The sequence below is a fragment of the Amorphoplanes friuliensis DSM 7358 genome (genome assembly GCF_000494755.1).
Taxonomy (GTDB): Bacteria; Actinomycetota; Actinomycetes; order Mycobacteriales; family Micromonosporaceae; genus Actinoplanes; species Actinoplanes friuliensis.
Genome location: NC_022657.1, coordinates 8,480,743 through 8,498,886, shown reverse-complemented (window position 1 = coordinate 8,498,886; position 18,144 = coordinate 8,480,743). Strand labels below are relative to the sequence as shown.

The 18,144-nt window shown below is 70.3% G+C and carries 18 protein-coding genes; 12 read left to right on the top strand and 6 right to left on the bottom strand.

What is annotated here, in order from left to right:
- Nucleotides 1-119 precede the first annotated feature (119 nt).
- A complete protein-coding gene (locus AFR_RS39195) occupies nucleotides 120-566 on the top strand; it encodes a (deoxy)nucleoside triphosphate pyrophosphohydrolase (RefSeq protein ID WP_169739464.1) in 447 nt (148 codons plus the stop codon).
- On the opposite strand, the gene AFR_RS39190 is transcribed toward AFR_RS39195, so the two are convergent.
- Complete coding sequence (locus AFR_RS39190) at nucleotides 543-2,078, bottom strand: long-chain-fatty-acid--CoA ligase (protein ID WP_023562386.1); 1,536 nt, start codon at nucleotides 2,076-2,078, stop codon at nucleotides 543-545. The genes AFR_RS39195 and AFR_RS39190 overlap by 24 nt on opposite strands.
- On the bottom strand, nucleotides 2,075-3,247 hold the full coding sequence (locus AFR_RS39185) for an acyl-CoA dehydrogenase family protein (RefSeq protein ID WP_023562385.1): 1,173 nt from the start codon (nucleotides 3,245-3,247) through the stop codon (nucleotides 2,075-2,077). The genes AFR_RS39190 and AFR_RS39185 overlap by 4 nt, the downstream gene beginning before the upstream one ends.
- A 54-nt stretch (nucleotides 3,248-3,301) precedes the next feature.
- Between AFR_RS39185 and AFR_RS39180 the strand changes: the two genes are divergently transcribed.
- From AFR_RS39180 to AFR_RS39135, 10 genes are all read left to right on the top strand, one after another.
- A complete protein-coding gene (locus AFR_RS39180) occupies nucleotides 3,302-3,949 on the top strand; it encodes a TetR/AcrR family transcriptional regulator (protein ID WP_023562384.1) in 648 nt (215 codons plus the stop codon).
- The gene (locus tag AFR_RS39175) at nucleotides 3,946-5,346 is read left to right on the top strand and encodes an aldehyde dehydrogenase family protein (RefSeq protein WP_023562383.1); all 1,401 of its coding nucleotides are present in this window, start codon (nucleotides 3,946-3,948) and stop codon (nucleotides 5,344-5,346) included. The genes AFR_RS39180 and AFR_RS39175 overlap by 4 nt, the downstream gene beginning before the upstream one ends.
- Complete coding sequence (locus AFR_RS39170) at nucleotides 5,343-6,428, top strand: alcohol dehydrogenase catalytic domain-containing protein (protein ID WP_023562382.1); 1,086 nt, start codon at nucleotides 5,343-5,345, stop codon at nucleotides 6,426-6,428. The genes AFR_RS39175 and AFR_RS39170 overlap by 4 nt, the downstream gene beginning before the upstream one ends.
- A gap of 130 nt (nucleotides 6,429-6,558) precedes the next feature.
- Nucleotides 6,559-7,284 (top strand): tryptophan 2,3-dioxygenase family protein, encoded by a 726-nt coding sequence (locus AFR_RS39165; RefSeq protein WP_023562381.1) that lies wholly within the window; start codon nucleotides 6,559-6,561, stop codon nucleotides 7,282-7,284.
- Nucleotides 7,277-8,266 (top strand): glycosyltransferase family 2 protein, encoded by a 990-nt coding sequence (locus AFR_RS39160; RefSeq protein ID WP_023562380.1) that lies wholly within the window; start codon nucleotides 7,277-7,279, stop codon nucleotides 8,264-8,266. Before AFR_RS39165 ends, AFR_RS39160 begins: the two co-directional genes overlap by 8 nt.
- Complete coding sequence (locus AFR_RS39155; RefSeq protein WP_023562379.1) at nucleotides 8,263-9,477, top strand: ATP-grasp domain-containing protein; 1,215 nt, start codon at nucleotides 8,263-8,265, stop codon at nucleotides 9,475-9,477. The genes AFR_RS39160 and AFR_RS39155 overlap by 4 nt, the downstream gene beginning before the upstream one ends.
- Nucleotides 9,474-10,172: a hypothetical protein gene (locus tag AFR_RS39150; protein ID WP_023562378.1), complete on the top strand. Its 699-nt coding sequence runs from the start codon at nucleotides 9,474-9,476 to the stop codon at nucleotides 10,170-10,172. The genes AFR_RS39155 and AFR_RS39150 overlap by 4 nt, the downstream gene beginning before the upstream one ends.
- A gap of 2 nt (nucleotides 10,173-10,174) precedes the next feature.
- Entirely contained in the window at nucleotides 10,175-11,452 is a 1,278-nt protein-coding gene (locus tag AFR_RS39145) for a phenylacetate--CoA ligase family protein (RefSeq protein ID WP_023562377.1), read from the top strand.
- Nucleotides 11,445-12,662 carry a hypothetical protein gene (locus AFR_RS39140; RefSeq protein WP_023562376.1) on the top strand — a complete coding sequence of 406 codons (1,218 nt, stop codon included), beginning with the start codon at nucleotides 11,445-11,447 and terminating at the stop codon, nucleotides 12,660-12,662. Before AFR_RS39145 ends, AFR_RS39140 begins: the two co-directional genes overlap by 8 nt.
- Entirely contained in the window at nucleotides 12,659-13,678 is a 1,020-nt protein-coding gene (locus tag AFR_RS39135) for an NAD-dependent epimerase/dehydratase family protein (protein WP_023562375.1), read from the top strand. Before AFR_RS39140 ends, AFR_RS39135 begins: the two co-directional genes overlap by 4 nt.
- Here AFR_RS39135 and AFR_RS44375 read toward each other — a convergent pair.
- Both AFR_RS44375 and AFR_RS44370 read right to left on the bottom strand, forming a co-directional pair.
- Nucleotides 13,675-14,658, bottom strand: coding sequence for a sensor histidine kinase (locus AFR_RS44375; protein WP_023562374.1), 984 nt, complete (start codon nucleotides 14,656-14,658; stop codon nucleotides 13,675-13,677). The genes AFR_RS39135 and AFR_RS44375 overlap by 4 nt on opposite strands.
- The gene (locus AFR_RS44370; RefSeq protein WP_052359573.1) at nucleotides 14,655-15,287 is read right to left on the bottom strand and encodes a response regulator transcription factor; all 633 of its coding nucleotides are present in this window, start codon (nucleotides 15,285-15,287) and stop codon (nucleotides 14,655-14,657) included. The genes AFR_RS44375 and AFR_RS44370 overlap by 4 nt, the downstream gene beginning before the upstream one ends.
- 360 nt (nucleotides 15,288-15,647) lie before the next feature.
- Between AFR_RS44370 and AFR_RS39120 the strand changes: the two genes are divergently transcribed.
- Complete coding sequence (locus AFR_RS39120) at nucleotides 15,648-16,664, top strand: LuxR C-terminal-related transcriptional regulator (protein ID WP_023562372.1); 1,017 nt, start codon at nucleotides 15,648-15,650, stop codon at nucleotides 16,662-16,664.
- A gap of 66 nt (nucleotides 16,665-16,730) precedes the next feature.
- Here the strand turns inward: AFR_RS39120 and AFR_RS39115 are convergent, their stop codons facing one another.
- Both AFR_RS39115 and AFR_RS39110 read right to left on the bottom strand, forming a co-directional pair.
- Entirely contained in the window at nucleotides 16,731-17,456 is a 726-nt protein-coding gene (locus AFR_RS39115) for a hypothetical protein (RefSeq protein WP_023562371.1), read from the bottom strand.
- Nucleotides 17,453-18,130 carry a helix-turn-helix domain-containing protein gene (locus AFR_RS39110; protein ID WP_023562370.1) on the bottom strand — a complete coding sequence of 226 codons (678 nt, stop codon included), beginning with the start codon at nucleotides 18,128-18,130 and terminating at the stop codon, nucleotides 17,453-17,455. The genes AFR_RS39115 and AFR_RS39110 overlap by 4 nt, the downstream gene beginning before the upstream one ends.
- Nucleotides 18,131-18,144: the final 14 nt, after the last annotated feature.

Here is an 18,144-nt window from a genome sequence, read left to right as displayed (position 1 = left end):
GTGCCCACAGTCTTGTCTTCCGCGTCAACTATGTCCACGCCCACATATCCGTGTTCTCGTGACGATCGGGACGTCTCGTTCAACCTGATCGGTTAAGTTTTGTGGCACGCTCTTGGCTCATGCCCCATGAACACCACGTCAACGGCCGTCCGTCACCGAGAGTGATTGTCGCGGCAGTGATCGTGACCGATGGCCGGGTGCTCGCGTGTGAGCGCTCGTCGCCGCCGGAGGTGGCGGGGCGCTGGGAGTTCCCGGGCGGCAAGGTGGAGCCGGGGGAGACCGACGCTCAGGCGCTGGCCCGGGAGTGCGCCGAGGAGCTCGGCGTCCGCGTGGAGGTGGGCGACCGGGTGGGCCCGGACGTGCCTTTGGCGCACGGCCGCGCCGTCCTGCGCGTCTTTGTGGTGACGCTGCTGAACGGCGACGAGCCGCGCGCCCTCGAGCACGCGTCGATGCGGTGGCTCACCGCCGGCGAGCTGGACACCGTCCCGTGGCTGCCGGCGGACAAGCCGATTGTGGCGGAGCTTCCCGCCTTGCTCGCTCCCTCAGGATCCGAAGGTGCGCCGTAGCTCCCGCTTGAGGACCTTGAAGCTCGGTCCCATCGGCAGCGCGTCGACAAAACGGACCTGCCGGGGGTACTTGTGCCGTCCGAGCTGCTCTTTCGACCACTCGATGAGCTCGTCCTCGGTGATGCCGGCGGGGTCGGCCACCACCACCGCACAGATCTCCTCGCCAAAGACTTCGTCGGGCACGCCGATCACGGCGACCTGCACCACGGACGGGTGCCGGGCCAGGACTTCCTCGACCTCCCGCGGGTAGACGTTGAAGCCGCCCCGGATGACCAGGTCCTTCTTGCGGTCGACGATCGTGATGAAACCCTCGGCGTCCTTGGTGCCCAGGTCACCGCTGCGGAACCAGCCGTCGACCACCGCCTGCGCGGTCTCCTCGGGCCTGTTCAGGTAGCCCGCGAAGACGTTGTGGCCCCGGATGACGATCTCACCGAGCTCCCCGGCCGGCAGCAGCTCGATGCGGTCGTCGATCTCGGCCCGGGCGATCTCCACCTCGACACCCCAGATCGGGTGGCCGATCGTGCCTGCGCGCGTACCGAAGGCGGGTTGGTTGGTGGTCGCGGTGGGGGAGGTCTCGGAGAGGCCGTAACCCTCGAAGACCGTGGAGTGGAAGGTCTCGCTGAAGCGCTCGAGAACGGCGACGGGCAGTGAAGCTCCGCCCGAGACGCAGATGCGCAGCTCGGGCAGTTTGTCGGCCTTGGCGGCGGCTTCGAGCAGGCCGATGTACATAGTCGGCACGCCGTGGAAGACGGTGACGTGCTCGCGGACCATCAGCTCGATCGCGGCCTCGCCGGTGAAACGCGCGAGCAGGACCAGTGTGCCGCCGAGCCGGAAGGTGCCGTTCATGCCGACGGTCTGCCCGAAGGTGTGGAACAGCGGCAGACAACCCATGACCACGTCGCTCGAGTTGACCTCGTTGGCGTCGAAGACGTTCACCGTCGCGTTCATGACCAGGTTGAGGTGGGTGAGCAGGGCGCCCTTGGGCTCACCGGTGGTGCCACTGGTGTAGAAGATCACCGCGACGTCCTCGGCCTCGCGGCTCACGTACGTCGGCAGCGGTGGCACCCCGGCCGCAGCCTCCTCGAGCCGGGGCGGAGCGTCGGGAATGCCGGGCGGCATCGGGCCGACACTCGCCACCTTCACACCCGCGAGCTTTGCCGCCGCGGCCGCCGTCTTCAGCTGGCTCGAGTGCGCGACCAGCAGATCGGTGCGGCTGTCCCGCAGCACGTACGCCATCTCCTCGGCCGTGAGCAGCAGATGGACGGGGACGAGCTGCGCGCCCACGGCGAGCGCGCCGTAGTAGGCCCGGGGGAAATCGGCGAGGTTCGGGATGAGGATCGCCACGGTGTCGCCGGGGCCGACGCCGAGTTCACGCAGGCCGGCGGCGTAGGACCGGGACTGCTCCCAGAGCTCGTGGTAGGTGATCCGGGCGGCGCCGTCGACCACCGCGACCTTGTCCGGGTACCGACGGGCACCCTCGGCGAGCACCGCCGCCAGCGACAACATGGTCATGCCAGGTGCCCTCCGATCTTGGTGAAGCCCCGAAGCAGATCCCGGGAGATGATGAGGCGCTGCATCTCGTCGGTGCCCTCGTAGATGCGCATCAGGCGGACCTGGCGGTACCAGCGCTCGATCGGCAGCTCACGGGTGTAACCCATGCCGCCGTGGATCTGCATGACCCGGTCGACCACGTTGTTGACCATGTTGGCGCCGTAGAGCTTTGCCATGGAGGACGCGTGGCGCGGGTCGGCGCCCTGGTCCACGGTCCACGCCGCCTTCAGGATGAGCCAGCGGGCCGCCTCCAGCTCCACCTCGGAGTCGGCGATCATCCACTGGATGGCCTGGTTGGTGCCGATCCTGGCGCCGAAGGTCTCGCGGGTGTTCGCGTACTCGATGGCCATGCCGAGCGCGCGCTCCGCGATGCCGAGAGCGTTGGACGGGATGAGGTAGCGGCCCTTGCCGATCCACTTCATGCCCAGCTCGAAGCCCTGGCCGATCTCGCCGAGGATGTTGCGGGCCGGGACCCGGACGTTGTCGAAGATCAGTGCGGCCGGTCCGCCCTCGCCCATGGTCTGGATGAACTCGGAGCGCCAGCCCATCTCCCGGTCGACCAGGAACGCGGTCGTCCCGCCGCCACGGACACCTTTCTCCTTGTCGGTGACGGCGACGACGATCACGAAGTCGGCCTCGTTGCCGTTCGTGATGAACGTCTTCTCACCGTTGAGGATCCAGTCGTCGCCGTCCTGACGGGCGCTGAGCTTGATGTTCGCCGCGTCGGACCCGGCGCCGGGCTCGGTGATGGCGAAGCAGGAGATCCGGTCGCCCTCGATCGTGGGCACCAGATATTCGGCTTTTTGCGCGTCGTTGGCGTAATACAGGATGTTGTCGGCCTCGCCACCGAACTTGAACTGCACGAAGGTGCGGCCGACCTCGGTCCAGATCAGCGACTGGAGGACCGCCGGGAGGTCCATGCCGCCGTACTGCTCGGGTGTCGACAGGCCCCAGAAGCCGAACTTCTTCGCCTTGAGCTGCAACTCGCGCAGCTCGCTGCGCTCGAGACCGGGCTGATGGGCCCGCTCGCGCCGCAGCGCCTCCTGCTCCAGAGGCATGACCTCGCGGGTGATGAATGTCCGGGCGGTCTCACGAACCGCCCTCTCCTCGTCGCTGAGTGAAAAGTCCACGTGCTAAAACTAGCGGTGTAAGTTTTGCGCCGTCCAGAGTTTCAGGAGCGTTAAATGGCCCGGCCCCGGCACACGCTGCTCAGCCGCGAGCGGATCGTCGACGCGGCCGCCGCCCTGGTCGACGCCGAAGGCCTCGACGCCGTCTCGGTCCGCCGGCTCGCCACCGAGCTGGGTGTTGCCGGCCCGTCGCTCTACAACCACTTCGCGACCAAAGCCGAGATCCTGGACGCGGTCGCCGACGCCGTGGTCGCCCAGGTCGACGTCTCCTACTTCGGCACCCACGACTGGTCCGAAGCGCTGCGGCTGTGGGCGCACTCGTACCACGCGGTGCTGTCCGCGCACCCCAACATCGTTCCCGTCCTCGCCCACGGCCCCGGCCGCCGGCCCGCCGCGCTGGCCATGGCCGACACCGTCTACGGCGGGCTGATCGCGGCCGGCTGGCCACCCGCCCGGGCCACCCACATCGGCGCCCTGATGCGCTATCTCGTGACGGGCGCTGCCCTCGGCTCTTTCGCCCTAGGCTTCGACGAGGACCCCGGGCTCTACGCCGAGCGCTACCCGCACCTGCGCGACGCCCACCTCCTGGCCGAGCACCGGCGCAGCGTCGACGAAGGGGCGTTTGCACTCGGCCTGGAAACCGTTCTTGCCGGCCTCGAGGTGAAAAAGGCCGGTCTGGATCAGCTGAAAGGGAGCCTGACATGAGCCTCTCCCGCGACAAGATCTACATCGACGGGGCCTGGGTGCCGCCGTCGTCCGCGGAGACGATCCCGGTCGAGAACCCGGCCACCGAGGAGATCCTCGGCCACGTGCCCGCCGGGAACGCCGCGGACGTCGACCGGGCCGTCGCCGCCGCCCGCGCCGCGTTCCCCGGCTGGGCGCAGACCTCGATGGCCGAGCGTGGTGCGGTGCTGGGCAAGCTCCACGAGTCCCTCACGGCCCGCGCGGGCGACATCGCCCGGACCGTCGGGCTCGAGCTGGGCACACCCCTCAAGGTCGCCAAGATGGTCCAGGCAGGTCTCCCGCTCACGGTTCTCCGTGCGTACGCCGACCTGGCCGCCGAACCCGTACGCGAGGAGACGATCGGCAATTCGCTGGTCGTCCACGAGCCGGTCGGTGTGGTCGGGGCGATCACCCCGTGGAACTACCCGCTGCACCAGGTTGTCGCGAAGGTGGCCGCCGCGCTGGCCGCGGGCTGCACGGTGGTGCTCAAGCCGAGCGAGTTGACGCCGCTGGTCGCGTACCTGCTGCTCGACGCCGCCGACGAGGCCGGGCTGCCTCCCGGCGTCCTCAACCTGGTGCCCGGCACCGGCCAGGTCGTCGGTGCGGCGATCGCCGGCCATCCCGGCGTCGACATGGTGTCCTTCACCGGCTCCACCGCGACCGGCCGGGCGATCACCCATGCCGCCGCCGACCGGATCGCGCGGGTGGCACTCGAGCTCGGCGGCAAGTCCGCCAACGTCATTCTCGAGGACGCCGACGTGACCAGGGCCGTCAAGGTCGGCGTCGGCAACGCCTTCCTCAACTCCGGCCAGACCTGTACGGCGTGGACACGCATGCTGGTCCATCGCAGCCACTACGCCGAAGCCGTGGAGCTCGCCGCCGCTGCGGCCGCGGCGTACACGACCGGTGACCCGTTCGACGAGGGCACGCGGCTCGGCCCGCTGGTCTCCGCCGCGCAGCGCGATCGCGTCCGCGGCTTCATCACCCGCGCCGACGCCCGCCAGGTCGCCGGCGACGCGGGTGTGCCCGACCGCGGCTACTTCGTCGCCCCGACCGTCTTCGCGGACGTCGACCCGGCCAGTGAGCTCGCCCAGGAAGAGATCTTCGGCCCGGTGCTGTCGATCATCCCGTTCGACAGCGACGACCACGCCGTCGAGATCGCCAACAATTCCCGGTACGGCCTCGCCGGCGGCGTCTGGGGCTCCGACGATCGGGCGCTGGCCGTGGCCCGTCGCCTGCGGACGGGTGCGGTCGACGTCAACGGCGGCGCGTTCAACCCGGCCGCGCCGTTCGGCGGTTACAAGCAGTCCGGCATCGGCCGCGAGCTGGGCCCGTACGGCCTGGCCGAATTCCAGCAGACGAAGGCGATCCAGCGGTGAGCGCATACATTCAGGGCCTGGTCGTCCGCGACAACGGCGCCGCACCCGCGGTCGAGGAGTTGCGCCTCCCCGAGGTCGGCCCCGGCCAGGTCCGCATCCGCATCAGGGCCGCCGGCGTCTGCCACTCGGACCTCTCCATGGTCAACGGCACCCTCAAACCGCCTCACCCCCTGGTGCTCGGCCATGAAGCCGCCGGCGAGGTCGTCGAGGCCGGCGCCGGCGTCACCCGGGTCCAGGCCGGTACGCACGTGGCCCTGAACTGGTCCCCGCCCTGCCGCCAGTGCTGGTTCTGCACCCACGGCGAACCTTGGCTGTGCTCCACGGCGAACGTCGCGGCCCTGGAGAACGGCATCACCCTCGACGGGGCACCGGTGCACGTGACCCTCGGCCTGGGGGCGTTCGCCGAGCAGGTGGTGGTGCCGGAGAAGGCTGTCATACCCGTACCGGATGAACTGGCCTGGGAAAGTGCCGCCCTGCTCGGGTGCGCCGTCCTCACCGGGACCGGCGCGGTCCGCAACACCGCCGAGGTGCAGCCGGGATCGTCGGTTGTGGTCATCGGCCTCGGCGGCGTCGGCCTGTCCGTGGTCGCCGCAGCCCGCGCGGCCGGCGCGGCGTCGGTCATCGCCGTGGACGTCTCCGAGGCCAAGAAGGCCCTGGCCGAAGCGGCGGGGGCCACCGACTTCGTGGTCTCGTCGGACAACCTGTCGAAGGACATCCGCGCGCTGACATCGCGGCTCGGCGCCGACCACGCCTTCGAATGTGTCGGCCGGGCCGCCACCATCCGCGCCGCCTGGCGCGCCACCCGCCGCGGCGGCCAGGTGACGGTCGTCGGCATGGGCCGGGCCGACGACATGGTCGAGCTGAGCGCCCTGGACATCTTCACCAGCGCGCGCACCCTGCGGGCCTCGGTCTACGGTTCCTCGGACCCGGACGTCGAGGTGCCGGCACTGGCCCAGGACGTCCTGTCGGGCGCTCTCAAACTCGACCACCTCATCACCGACCGCATCACCCTCGCCGAGGTTCCGGCGGCCTTCGAGCGCATGACCCGCGGCGAGGGAGCCCGTTCCGTCGTGACTTTCTGACCGTCGCCCCGCGTATTCCGCAAAGCCTGTCCCTGTAACAAGGGACAGGCTTTGTTGCGTTGTCCCCGATAGCGTTTCCGCACGACGACATCCGTCGCATCCGCGAAAATGGCAGGGGGTTGGTTCCGGCGTGCGCAAATTGCAGCGGGACGAGACGTACCGTGACCTTCTCCGGCTCGATGAACTGCTGGACAGCACCTTGGTGCGCGACGGCGGACCGGACCGGATGCTGTTTCTCGTCACCCACCAGATCTGTGAGATGTGGTTCGCGCTGATCCTCGGCCACCTCGACGAGGCGCGGTCCGCGATCCTGGCCGGCGACCCCGGAACGGCCACCGCGCGGATCGGCCGGCTGCCGGCGATCATGCAGGTGCTGAGCGCGCAGTTCGACGTGCTGGCCACACTGACACCCGCCGCCTTCGAGCGGATCCGGGCCGACCTGGGCAGCGCCAGCGGCATCCAGTCGTCGCAATGGCGCGAGATCGAGTTCGCTTGTGGACTGCGCGAGACGCGCTACCTGACCGTGCCCGGCTTCACCGAGCAGGAGACCGCCCGGCTGGTACGCCGGATGGACGAGATCTCCGTGGCCGACGCGTACGCCCAGCTGGCGAAGCAGCGGCGTGATGCGCCGGATCCCGGTGCCATGGTCGCCGTCGAGCAGTTGCGGGCCGCGATGCTCGACTTCGACGAAGCCGTGGTGGCGTGGCGGGCCCGGCACGCGAGCCTCGCCGAGCGGTTCCTGGGCGGGCGGCCCGGCACGGCCGGCTCGGAGGGCTCCTCCTACCTGTGGCGGATGACGGCACGCCGGTTGTTCCCGGACGCCTGGCCGGGCGCGAACGGCGGCACCGATGCGTGACGATCTCTGGGCCACCCCGATCACCGCGATGGTGCCGTGTTACGACGAGGAACTCTGCATCGAGCGGGCGTACCGCGAGATCAGCGCCGTGATGGCGGGCTTCGCCGAGTACGAGATCCTGTTCGTCGACGACGGCAGCAAGGACGGGACGCTCGACCTCATCAAGTCGTTCGCGGCGACCGACAGCCGGGTCCGCTACCTGGCGTTCGCCCGCAACTTCGGCCTGGAGGCCGCGTTCTCGGCCGGTTTCAAGTACGCCAGTTACCGCTGGACCGTGCAGCTGGACGCGGACCTGCAGTCGCCGCCGACCGAGATCCCGAAGCTGGTCGAGAAGGCACTCGAGGGTTACGACATCGTCTTCGGCGTCCGGGTCGACCGGCAGGACCCGGTGCTGCGCCGCTGGGGCTCGTCCGGGCTGGCGTTCGTCGCGCGCCGGCTGCTGGCGATCAGCCTGCCGATGCACGCCTCGGTGTTCCGGGTGTCCCGGACCTCGGTCGCGCGACGGATCGTCCTGGCCGGACTGCGGACCCCGTACTTCATCGCGACCGCGCCGCTGATCGGCGCGCGCTGTGCCGTGGTGCCGACCGAGCACTCCGCCCGGGTCGGCGGGACCGCCAAATGGAGCCTCACCAAGCTGGTCAGCCACGCGATGGACCTCTTTGTCGGCTTCTCCGTACGCCCGCTGGCGGCCGTGCAGCTGACGTCGGCGTTCTGCGTGCTGTTCACCGGTGTGGTCCTCGCGCTGCTGGCGCTCGGCCGGATCGGCTCGGCCGGCACGACCGCGGCGGTGCTGGTGGTCAACGCTGCGGCGTTCCTGGGCCTGGGAGTGCTGACGCGATACCTGATCCCGTCGATCCGGGTCCGCGGCGAGCTGCCGTCCTATCTGATCCGCGAAGGCAATCTGCCGATCGACGCCGTGGACGACCTCTACGCGCACGACGAGGCACCCGTGACCCAGCACAGCGAAAGGACCGCCCTGTGACCCAGCAGTCCATCATCATCCTCGGCGCGGGGGAGGATCAGCTTCCCGCATACCTCACCGCCCGCCGGCTCGGGTACCGGGTGATCGGTGTCGACCGGAACCCCGGTGCGCTCGCGGCGTACGCCGCTGACGAGTTCCTCTGCCTGACCTCGCGGGACCCGGCGGCGATCGCCGAGCGGCTGGGCGCGATCGACGTCGCGGCGGTGCTCTCGCCGGCCAGTGACGCGGCACAGGCCTCGGTGGCGGCGCTGAGCGCGCACTACGGCACGGCGTTCCGGCCGGCGCCGCTCGCCGTGCGGGCTTCCGAGGACAAGGCGTTCTTCCACGAGGTCGTTACGAAGCTCGGCTTCCCCACCTACCGGCACGGGCGTGGCCCGTCCGGTCTGCGCCTGCCGGTGGTGGTCAAGCCGACGGACTCCTCCGGCAGCAAGGGCCTGACCTGCGTGCGGTCGGCCGGCGACCTGGACGCCGCCCTGGCTCTGGCCCGGCGCCACTCGTTCACCGGCGAGGTGATCGTCGAGGAGCGTGTCGAGGGCCGGCACTACTCCGCGGAGTGCTTCGCGCAGAACGGCAGTCCCGTGTTCGTCGCCGTCACCGAGCGGGTCATGACGCCGGAGCCCGAGATGATCACGGTCTCGCACGTGCTGCCGGCCGAGCTCGGCGAGGACGTCCGCGACCGGCTCGACGAGATGCTCGCCGCCCTCTTCGCCGAGCTGGGTCACCGTAGCGGTCCGATCAACGTGGACTTCGTGCTCGATGCCGAGCAGCGCATCCACTTCATCGAGATGGGCGCCCGGCTGGGTGGCAACGGCATGCCGATGCTGGTGCGGCACGCGTTCGGGCTGGACACCGTGGAGGCGGCGATCCGGCTGGCCCTCGGTGAATCGCTGGATCTGAGCACCGGCCGCCAGCAGCGCTACGCGATGCTGCACATCCTCACCGCCGCGACCGACGGGACCCTGACCGCGATCGACGGGGTGGAAGAGACCCGTGAGCTGCCCGTCCTGGCGGAGCTGCGGCTCTTCAAGAACGTCGGCGATCCGGTCCGGCGCTACACCCAGGCGGCGCACAAGCTCGGCTATCTCGTCCTGACGGCGGATCACCGCGAGGACATCCGGCGAGGTCTGGACACTGCCCTCGCCACCCTGCACTTCCGGATCGCCGCGAAGGCGCCCCGTCAGCACTCGGAAAACTTGGAGATGGCCGTATGAGCACCCTGCTGCGCCGCAATATCGGCTTTCTGATCTGTCTGGCGGCGGCCGCCGTGTGCGCCGGAATCATCTGGTTCGCACTGCCGCACGATCGTGAAGTGAAATCGCTCGGCATCTTCCTCTTCAAATTGGTGCCGTTCATTTTTGCCGCCGAGGCGCTGGCCCGGCTGGACGTCGCATTCTTTCAGCGCATCAAAGCTGTCCGGGTGCTGGTCCCGGTGGCTTTCATGGTCTATTTCCTGTACTTCGTGCCGAAGATTTTCTTCTACGCGGAGGACCACCCGAATCTCTATTACCACATCCTGACGCTCACCCCGATGATCATCCTGTCGTTCGTGCTGGCGTTCCGGCTCGGCGGCGGTGACGCGGGCACCAGCCGGCGGCTCTCCTACGCGCTGCTCCTGATCATGCTCTCCGGCGCCGAGGACCTGGCCTACCTGACGGTCAACACCTTCGCCCCGCCGTACGACAAGATCCCCGCGGTCTGGGACTGGGCCTCGCACATGACCGTGTTCCTGGGCCACCCGGCCAGCAAGTACGAGGCCTTCGCTTTCATCGCCGTGCACCTGGTGCTCGCCGCACTGGCGCTGTTCGCCCCGGCCGCCTGGTTCGCCAAGCTGAACCCGTGGCGCCGTAACACCGGCACCGCAACGGCCGAGGCCGGCACCGTCGAGCGCGAACCGGCCCAGGTCTGACCATGTTCCTGCGCGAAGCCCTGTACGTGCCGGTGACCCTGATCCGCCAGTACGCCCCGGCCGGGACCCTCGAACGCCGCAAACTGCGCTGGATCAACGAGATGCTGGCGTTCGCCGCGGAGCGTGTCCCCTTCTACCGCGACTACGACCTCTACTCGCGGCACCCGTTGCAAGATCTCAGCGAGCTCACCACCCTGCCGGTTCTGCGCAAGGAGACGCTGCGGAACCGGCCGCAGGAGGACTTCCTCGCCGAGGGCACCGATCGCAGCGGGTGGCGGGACTTCCAGACCTCGGGCAGCACCGGGCGGCGTGTGCTCGTACGCCACGACGGCCGCAGCCACGACTACCACCTGGCGGCCTGCTTCCGGCGGTTCCTGGCCACCGGCCGCTACCTGCCCACCTATCGCCTCAGCCACCTGCGGCCGTACGAGGGCCCGCCACGGTTCTTCGAGAAGTTCAAGCTGTTCCGCCGGCACACCGTGCTGACCCGCCGGCCGATGGACGAGATCAAGGCCGAGCTGCTCGGCAACCGGCCGCAGGTGCTGATCGGCTGGCCGGTGCACCTGCGGGAGCTGCTCCGGTCGCTCAGTGCCGGCGAGCTGGCCCAGCTCCGCCGGACGCTGAAGCTCGTCTTCACCGAGTCGGAACTGCTGACGCCGCAGCTCCGGGCGCAGTTCACCGAGAGCTTCGGCGTACCGGTCTTCGACGAGTACTCGGCGTTCGAGGTGCTGAACGTCTACTTCGAGTGTTCGCGGGGCGGCCGGCACATCTCCGAGGACCGGGTGCACGTCGAGGTCGTGGACGACGACGGCCGCCCACTGCCGGAGGGCGCCGAGGGGCGGCTGCTCGTCACCGCGTACATGGAGCGGGCCATGCCACTGGTGCGCTACGCCATCGGGGACATCGGCCGGATCAACCCGGATCGGTGCCCGTGCGGGCGGACGTTCCGGACGCTGGAGCTCACCCGGGGCCGGGCCGACGACGTGGTCGTGCTCGCCGACGGGCGGAAGCTCTACGCGGACACCTTCATGTGGATCTCGGCCTGGCATCCGGGCGTCGCCGAGTGTTTTGTGCACCAGGACGCCGCCGGGCGGGTACGGATGAGCGTGGTTCTCGACCCGGAGGCCGACCCGGAACCGGTGCTCGACGCCGTCCGCGCGGAGTTGTTCGTGCTGGCGAACGGCCCGTTCGAGCTGGAGCTGGTGATCGCGGAGGCCTTGCCGGTCTCCGCGGGCGGCAAGGGCAAACTCGTGGCCTCGGAGTACCTGGCCGGTGTCTGAGAACGCGACCGTGCTGCTGCCGCCCCGTGCGGAGCTCCGGCGGATGGTGCCGTTGTTCGCCGGCCGGGGCACGTACCGGCTGGTGATCGCGGTCAGCAACGTCGTGCTCGCGACCGCCTGGGGGCCGGCCAGGTTCGCCGGTTACGCCGCGGCCATGGGCGCGTTCACGGTCCTTTCGTTCCTCACCGCGCTGGGCGTGGAGAAGAGCGCGCTCAAGCTCATTCCCCGGGCCCGCCGCACGGGCCCGGAGCTGATCACGGCGTTCGTGCTGCTCCCGGCCGTGCTCGGGGCGGGTTGCCTGGTCTGGGTCGCGGTCGTCGCGACGGATCCGCTCACCTTCGCGGCCGGCGCCCTGGCGATCGGGCTCGGTGCCAACCAGGTACTGGTCGGTCTGCACCGGGTGCAGGGCCGTCCCGGTCTCGACGTCGCCAACCACGTGGCGCTCGTGGCCGGCCTGGTCGTCACGACGCTCGCGGCGGCACTGGGCGACCTCGGCCCTACCGCCTTCGTCGGCTGGACGGTCGCACTGGTCACCGGGCTCAATGCCGCTCTGCTGGTCGAGCTCCGGCCCCGGACGTTCCGCACCCCGCGCCGCGCCGTACTGCGGGCAGCGTCCGGGACCTCGATGCTGATGTCGGCCGGCGAGGTCGCCGCCGCGGCGGTGGTCAGCCTGGTGTTCGTAGTGCTGGCCCACTCGCCGCACCACGAGCAGGCCGGTGCGCTCTTCCTCGCGGTGGGTGTCTCGTCGTTGCTGGTCAAGGCCTTCGGCTACCTGCTGCGGGTGGTGCAACCTCAGGTCTCGGTGGCACTGCACCCGGCCGGCGCGGGCGCGGCTGTCCGGGCCCGTTCCGCTCGTAACGCGCGGCTGCTCGTCGTCGCCGGGACGCCGTACCTGATCGTGGTCACCGCACTGGCGGTCCTGGCCGGGCGGGCCGGCCTCGCACCGGATGTTGTTGTGCTCCTCGTGCTCTACCTCGCCTGCGCACCGCTGATCTTCGGGATGGGCACGATCAACTTCCTGCTGGAGAACGGCGGACGGGCGATGCTGCGCCGCACCGCCGCGGGCTCCGTCGCCGGGCTCGCGGTCGCGGCTCCGGCCGCATACCTGTTCATCAGTCATTTCGGAGCAGCCGGTGGCCTGGCCGCGATCGCCCTCGGCGAACTCGTGCACGCCGCCGCGGTGCTCCACGTTCCGGAAAGGACGCCATGACCAAGCCCAACCCCACCGCGCTCGTCACCGGCGGCGCCGGTTTCATCGGCGCCAACGTCGCCCGCGAACTGCTCGGCCGCGGGTACGACGTGATCGTGCTCGACGACCTCAGCGGCGGCTCCCTGCGCAACGTGCCCGAGGGCGCCCAGTTCGTCCAGGGCGACATCGTCGACCACGAACTCGTCGACCGGCTGTTCCAGCAGCACGGCTTCGACTACGTCTTCCACCTGGCGGCGTACGCTGCCGAAGGGCTGAGCCACTTCATCAAGCGGTTCAACTATGCCAACAACCTGATGGGCAGCATCAACCTGATCAACGCGGCGGTCAACGCCGGCACGGTGCGCTGCTTCGTCTTCACGTCCTCGATCGCGGTCTACGGTGCCGCCCGGCCGCCGATGACCGAGGAGATGGAGCCGGCGCCGGAGGACCCCTACGGCATCGCGAAGTTCGCCGTCGAGCAGGAGCTGCAGGTCAGCCACGAGATGTTCGGGCTGCCGTACATCATCTTCCGGCCGCACAACGTCTACGGCGAGTTCCAGAACATCGGCGACCGCTACCGCAACGTCATCGGCATCTTCATGAACCAGTCGCTGCGCGGTGAGCCGTACACGATCTTCGGGGACGGTGAGCAGACCCGGGCGTTCAGCTACATCGGTGATGTCGCCCCGCTCATCGCCCGCTCGATCGAAGTGCCGGAGGCGTACCAGGAGACGTTCAACGTGGGCGGGGACGCCGTCTACACGGTCAACGCGCTCGCCCGGGAGACCGCAGCCGCGATGGGGGTGCCGCTGCGCGTCGAGCATCTCGCCGCCCGTCAGGAGGTTCAGGACGCGTACGCGGACCACACGAAGGTCCGCAAGTTCTTCGACGTCCCCGAGTCCGTCCCCCTCGGCGAGGGCCTGTCCCGGATGGCTGCCTGGGTGGGTCAGCACGGCCCCCAGGAACCGTCGATCTTCGGTGCCGTCGAGGTGCGCCGCAACCTGCCCGCGTCCTGGCTCGCCGTCCTGCCGGCCTAGCGGATGACGTGCTGCCGCCGTACCGGGACGGTGAGTTCGAGGACGGTGCCCCGTCCCGGCGCAGCGGTGACGCTGACCCGTCCGCCGACTGCGCTCAGGCGACCGCCGATCGACTCGGCGAGCCCGAAGCCGGCCGGCCTCGCGACCGGGTCGAAACCGGAGCCGGAGTCGGCGACCCGCACGACCACGGTGCCGCCGCGCCGTCTCACCACCACAGTGGCCCGATCGGTGGCGGCGTGCTTGACGACGTTGCGCAGCGCCTCGGCGACGGCGTCGGTGACGGCACTCACGGCCGCGGGTGCCAGGTCGTCCACACCCACGGTGGACAGCGAGATCTGCAGGCCGCGCGCCCGGTGCTCGTCGGCGAGCGCTGACAACGCGCCGGCGAGGCCGGGGTTCGTGGTGCCCGGCGGGCCGGCGATGAAAGCCCGCAGCCGGGCGGCCTCGCCGGCCAGAAGTCCGCGCACGGCCGCGTCGGTGGACGGCAGCAGGGCCAGCCCTTCGAGCGTCTGCAGCACGTTGTCGTGCAACAGCCGCGCGTACCGGGCGTGTTCGCGCATCCGGGTGAAGACGCCGAAGCGGATCAGCGGATCGGGCTCGGCCAGCCAGGCGGGCGCCGCACCGAGGCCGGTCGGCCAGTGTTCTTCACCGTCGCGGAGCGCACGCAACGCGGGCAGTGTCCGGCCCGTCGGCGCGACATATCCGCGGGCCCCGCAGCGACGGGCCATCCAGATGTCCGACCGCAGCAGCGAGGTGCCGGTCACCAGCACCGGCGGCAGCGCAGTGGCGGTCGCGAGTGCGACCAGGTCGACCGCGTTGCGGTCGAAGTCGAGATCCAGCACGACGAGGTCAGCGTCGTGACAGCGCGGATCGGAGAGCGAAGGCACCTGCGCCGTGACGGTGAAGCCGGTACGCCCCCGAGGCAGGTGGCGGCCGTCCGTGCCGCCACCTGCCACGACCACCCGGGTGTTCCGGGTCATCCGGGCCGGCCCAGGCCCAGGGCCATCGAGGCCCGGGTCAGCTCGGCCTTGTTGCCGACGTTCATCTTCGCCCGCACCCGCTTCACGTACGTGTCGACCGTGTGGCGGCTGATCCCGAGCTGCCGCGCGATCTGGTCGTGCGTCCGCCCACCGGCGATCCCGGTCAGCACGAGCCGCTCCCGCGGAGAAAGCTTCCCGGCCGGGTCCGGCGCCGCTGCCCGCGCCAGCCCGGCGGCGGCCGCGTGGACCGTCGAGACGTATCGTTCGGCCGAGTTGCCCTTGTGGACGTACGCCCTTGCCCCGGCGGCCATGGTCTGTGCCACATCTTCGGGCCGTTCCGAGGCCGACATGACCACCACTCTGGTCCGGTCGGACCAGTGCCGGATCTCGTCGAGGCACGGCAGATCCGAACCCAGGTACAGGTCCAGCAGCAGCACGTCGAACCCGTCCGGGTCGAGACCGGCTGTGTCAGCGGCGGTGGCTGTGACCGACAGCCCGGCGGCTTCGAGCGCGGACCGCAGCCCCCACAACGTCACCGGGTGGTCGTCGACCAGACCCACCCTGACCAGGCCTGTACCGGCAGTCGCCGCCCGCGACGTCCCCGGCCGGCCGATCATCGTGGCGCGCAAATCCGGCCTCTCAATCCCAGCCGAAGCCGGGTCCGACCCCGCCGTTGCTGCTGATGCGGTCCGGCGAACTTTCCGGCGCCGTCACCGCGGCCCCCGTCAGAGCCAGCACCGCGGCAAGCACGCACGCTGCGACAACAACGATTCTCTCGAACCTCTGACCTGCACGCATGAAGATCTTCTCCTCTGTCTCGGCCCCGTGCCGACGACGAAGGAGATTTTGGGTGCGACGGGTCGGTAGGGGAAGCGTTCCCAGGAGGACGGAAGCGGCAATGGACAGTTCTGGCCATCCCTGGTCTCCTCCCAACAGGTGGAAACGGACACCCCCGATGGTGGTGCGAACTCTGACTACCATGCGCTGCGATGACCACAGACAAGTGCGGCGCGCCCAGTGGACCGACTCTGGCGGCCCTGGGACTGAGCCCGGCTGCCGAGCGGGCCTACCGCACGCTGCTCGGCCAGTCCGGTCTGGCCGTCGCGGAGCTCTCCGCCCAACTGGGCCTGCACCCGGACAGCGCCGGCGAGGCGTTGGCCGAACTGGCCGGCCTGGAGCTGGTGCGGCCGTCCGCCGACGTGCCCGGGGTGTTCCGGGCGGCCAACCCGGAGGTCGGGCTGCAGGCGCTCGTCGCCCGGCGCCAGGCCGACCTCGAACGCCAGCAGCGCGAGCTCGCCGACGGCCGGTTGATGGTGGCCAGAGTGGTCGGTGAATACGTCGATCGGGTCCGCCCTGACCAGCTGGGGGCAGAGCGGCTGCTCGGGATGGACGCCGTCCGGGCCCGGATCGAATATCTGGCCGCCTCGGCGCAGCGCGAATGCCTGTCGTTCATGCCCGGCCGGGCACAGTCGGCGGCCAGCCTGGCCGAGAGCCGCCCGCTGGACGAAGCCGCGTTGCGGCGCGGCGTCGTGCTGCGCACCGTCTACCAGGACAGCATGCGCAACGACCCCGGAACCCTCGATTATGCGGCCTGGCTGGTGGCGGCTGGGGGTGAGGTGCGTACGGTGCCGGTGCTGCCCTCGCGGATGCTGATCGTCGACGACCGGGTGGCGCTGGTCCCGATCGACCCGGAGAACAGCCGGGCGGGCGCGATGCAGCTCACCGGCACGGGGGTGGTCAGTTGCCTGCAGTCGCTCTTCACCCTGGTCTGGGCCTCCGCGGACCCGCTGTCCCGGGTGCCGGAACGCGACCCCGGCGGCCTCACCGCTCAGCAGCGCGAGCTGCTGAGGCTGCTGGGCGAGGGCCTGACCGACGACGCGGCGGCGAACCGGCTCGGTGTTTCCCAGCGCACCGCACGCCGGATGATGGCCGACCTGATGACCTTGCTCGGCGCCCGCAGCCGTTTCGAGGCGGGCCGGCTGGCCACCCGGCGCGGCTGGCTCTGAACCAGCACGGCGGGGTTCAGCGGTCGGCCGGAGGGTCGCTCAGCGTGCCGAGAAAACGTCGACCGGCTAGACGAGGCCCGCGGCGCGTTCGAGGCGGTTCAGGGATTCGGGGGCGTCGGGGAGGCCGAGCATGACTTCGCGGTCGGCGCGGGTGGCCTGGAGCATGGCGCGGAGACGGCTCCGGTCCTTTTTGGTCAGTTCGGTCTCGCGGAAGTCGCGGGCGGCGATCAGCGCGGCCAGGGCGGCGAAGTCGAAGCGGTGCCGGCCCCGGGCCGCGTCGCCGACCGTGGTGTGAGCTGCGGCCTTCATCACCAGCGCGCCGACGAGGGTGGGGCGGCGGACCGAACCCGTACGGCCGTCGACCGTGACCGAGACGGAAACGCTGCGATGCAACGCCTGGGTGCCGCCCGGCGTAGGCAGGGTCGGGCTGCCGGTGACACCGGGGCGGGCGGCGGTGCGTTCGCCCACGCCCTCGGGAAGCAGGACGTCGATGACGGCATCGGCGCGCGACCAGCGGTGCTGGTACCCCTCCGGAGACGTGCCGACCGAGGTGAAACCCAGGCCGGTCAGCACGCCGGTGAAGGTCTGGAGCATGTCACCGGCGGCGCGGACGTCGATGACCGTGTCGATGTCGTCGGTCGGGCGGGGCGGGGTGTGGCCCTGCTCGGCGCAGTGCAGGTGGACCAGCTGACCGCCGACGAGAGTCCAGCCGTGATCGAGGCGGTCGTGGAGGTCCATGACGCCGTGCCAGGCGGCGGCCTGGGCGCCCGACATGACCGGGACAGTGGTCATGGGGCAGGAATCTCTCGGAGGAGCTCGGCGGCTCGGGCTTCTTCGCGGGGGCGGCGGTGGTCGGCCAGGTCGGCGGCCAGGAGCAGAGGGCCACTCAGGTCGTCGAAGGTGGAAGCGGCCACGTGCAGGATGACGTTGGAGTCGCGGTCGGTGGTGGCCGGGGAGAGCAGGTGGTCGTCCACCACAGCGTCCACCCGGGCGAGGGGGACATAGGCCTCGACCAGGTCGTTCGCCTGCATGTGGCTGTCCGGGTGGCTCAGGCCGGCCGGGGTCAGACCGGTGTCGGTGCGCAGGCCGGGCAGGTCGCGGGGAGAGGCCCGATAACGGCGGCGGTCGGCGCGGTTACGGAACCACAACCGCAGCAGCGGCGCCGGATCCGGCTCGGCCAGCAGGCGCCGGAGGCGGTCGCGGTTCCGGGACAGCTCGACCGGTGCAAAAGCGGCGAGGACGTCTTCCTCGGAGAGACTCAGCGCGAGCAGCCCCCAGATCGAACGCAGGGACAGCGGCCGGCCGGGTGAATTGGCTTCCTCGAGCGGCAGCAACGAGGCCTCGTCGATCACCCATTGAGAGCCGACCCGGACAGCACCCAGCGAACCGTCGGCGATGCGCTGATGGATGCGCGACACGCTGACGCCGAGCCGCCGGGCCGCCTGGGCCACGCTGATCTGCCCCACAAACACAATGCTAG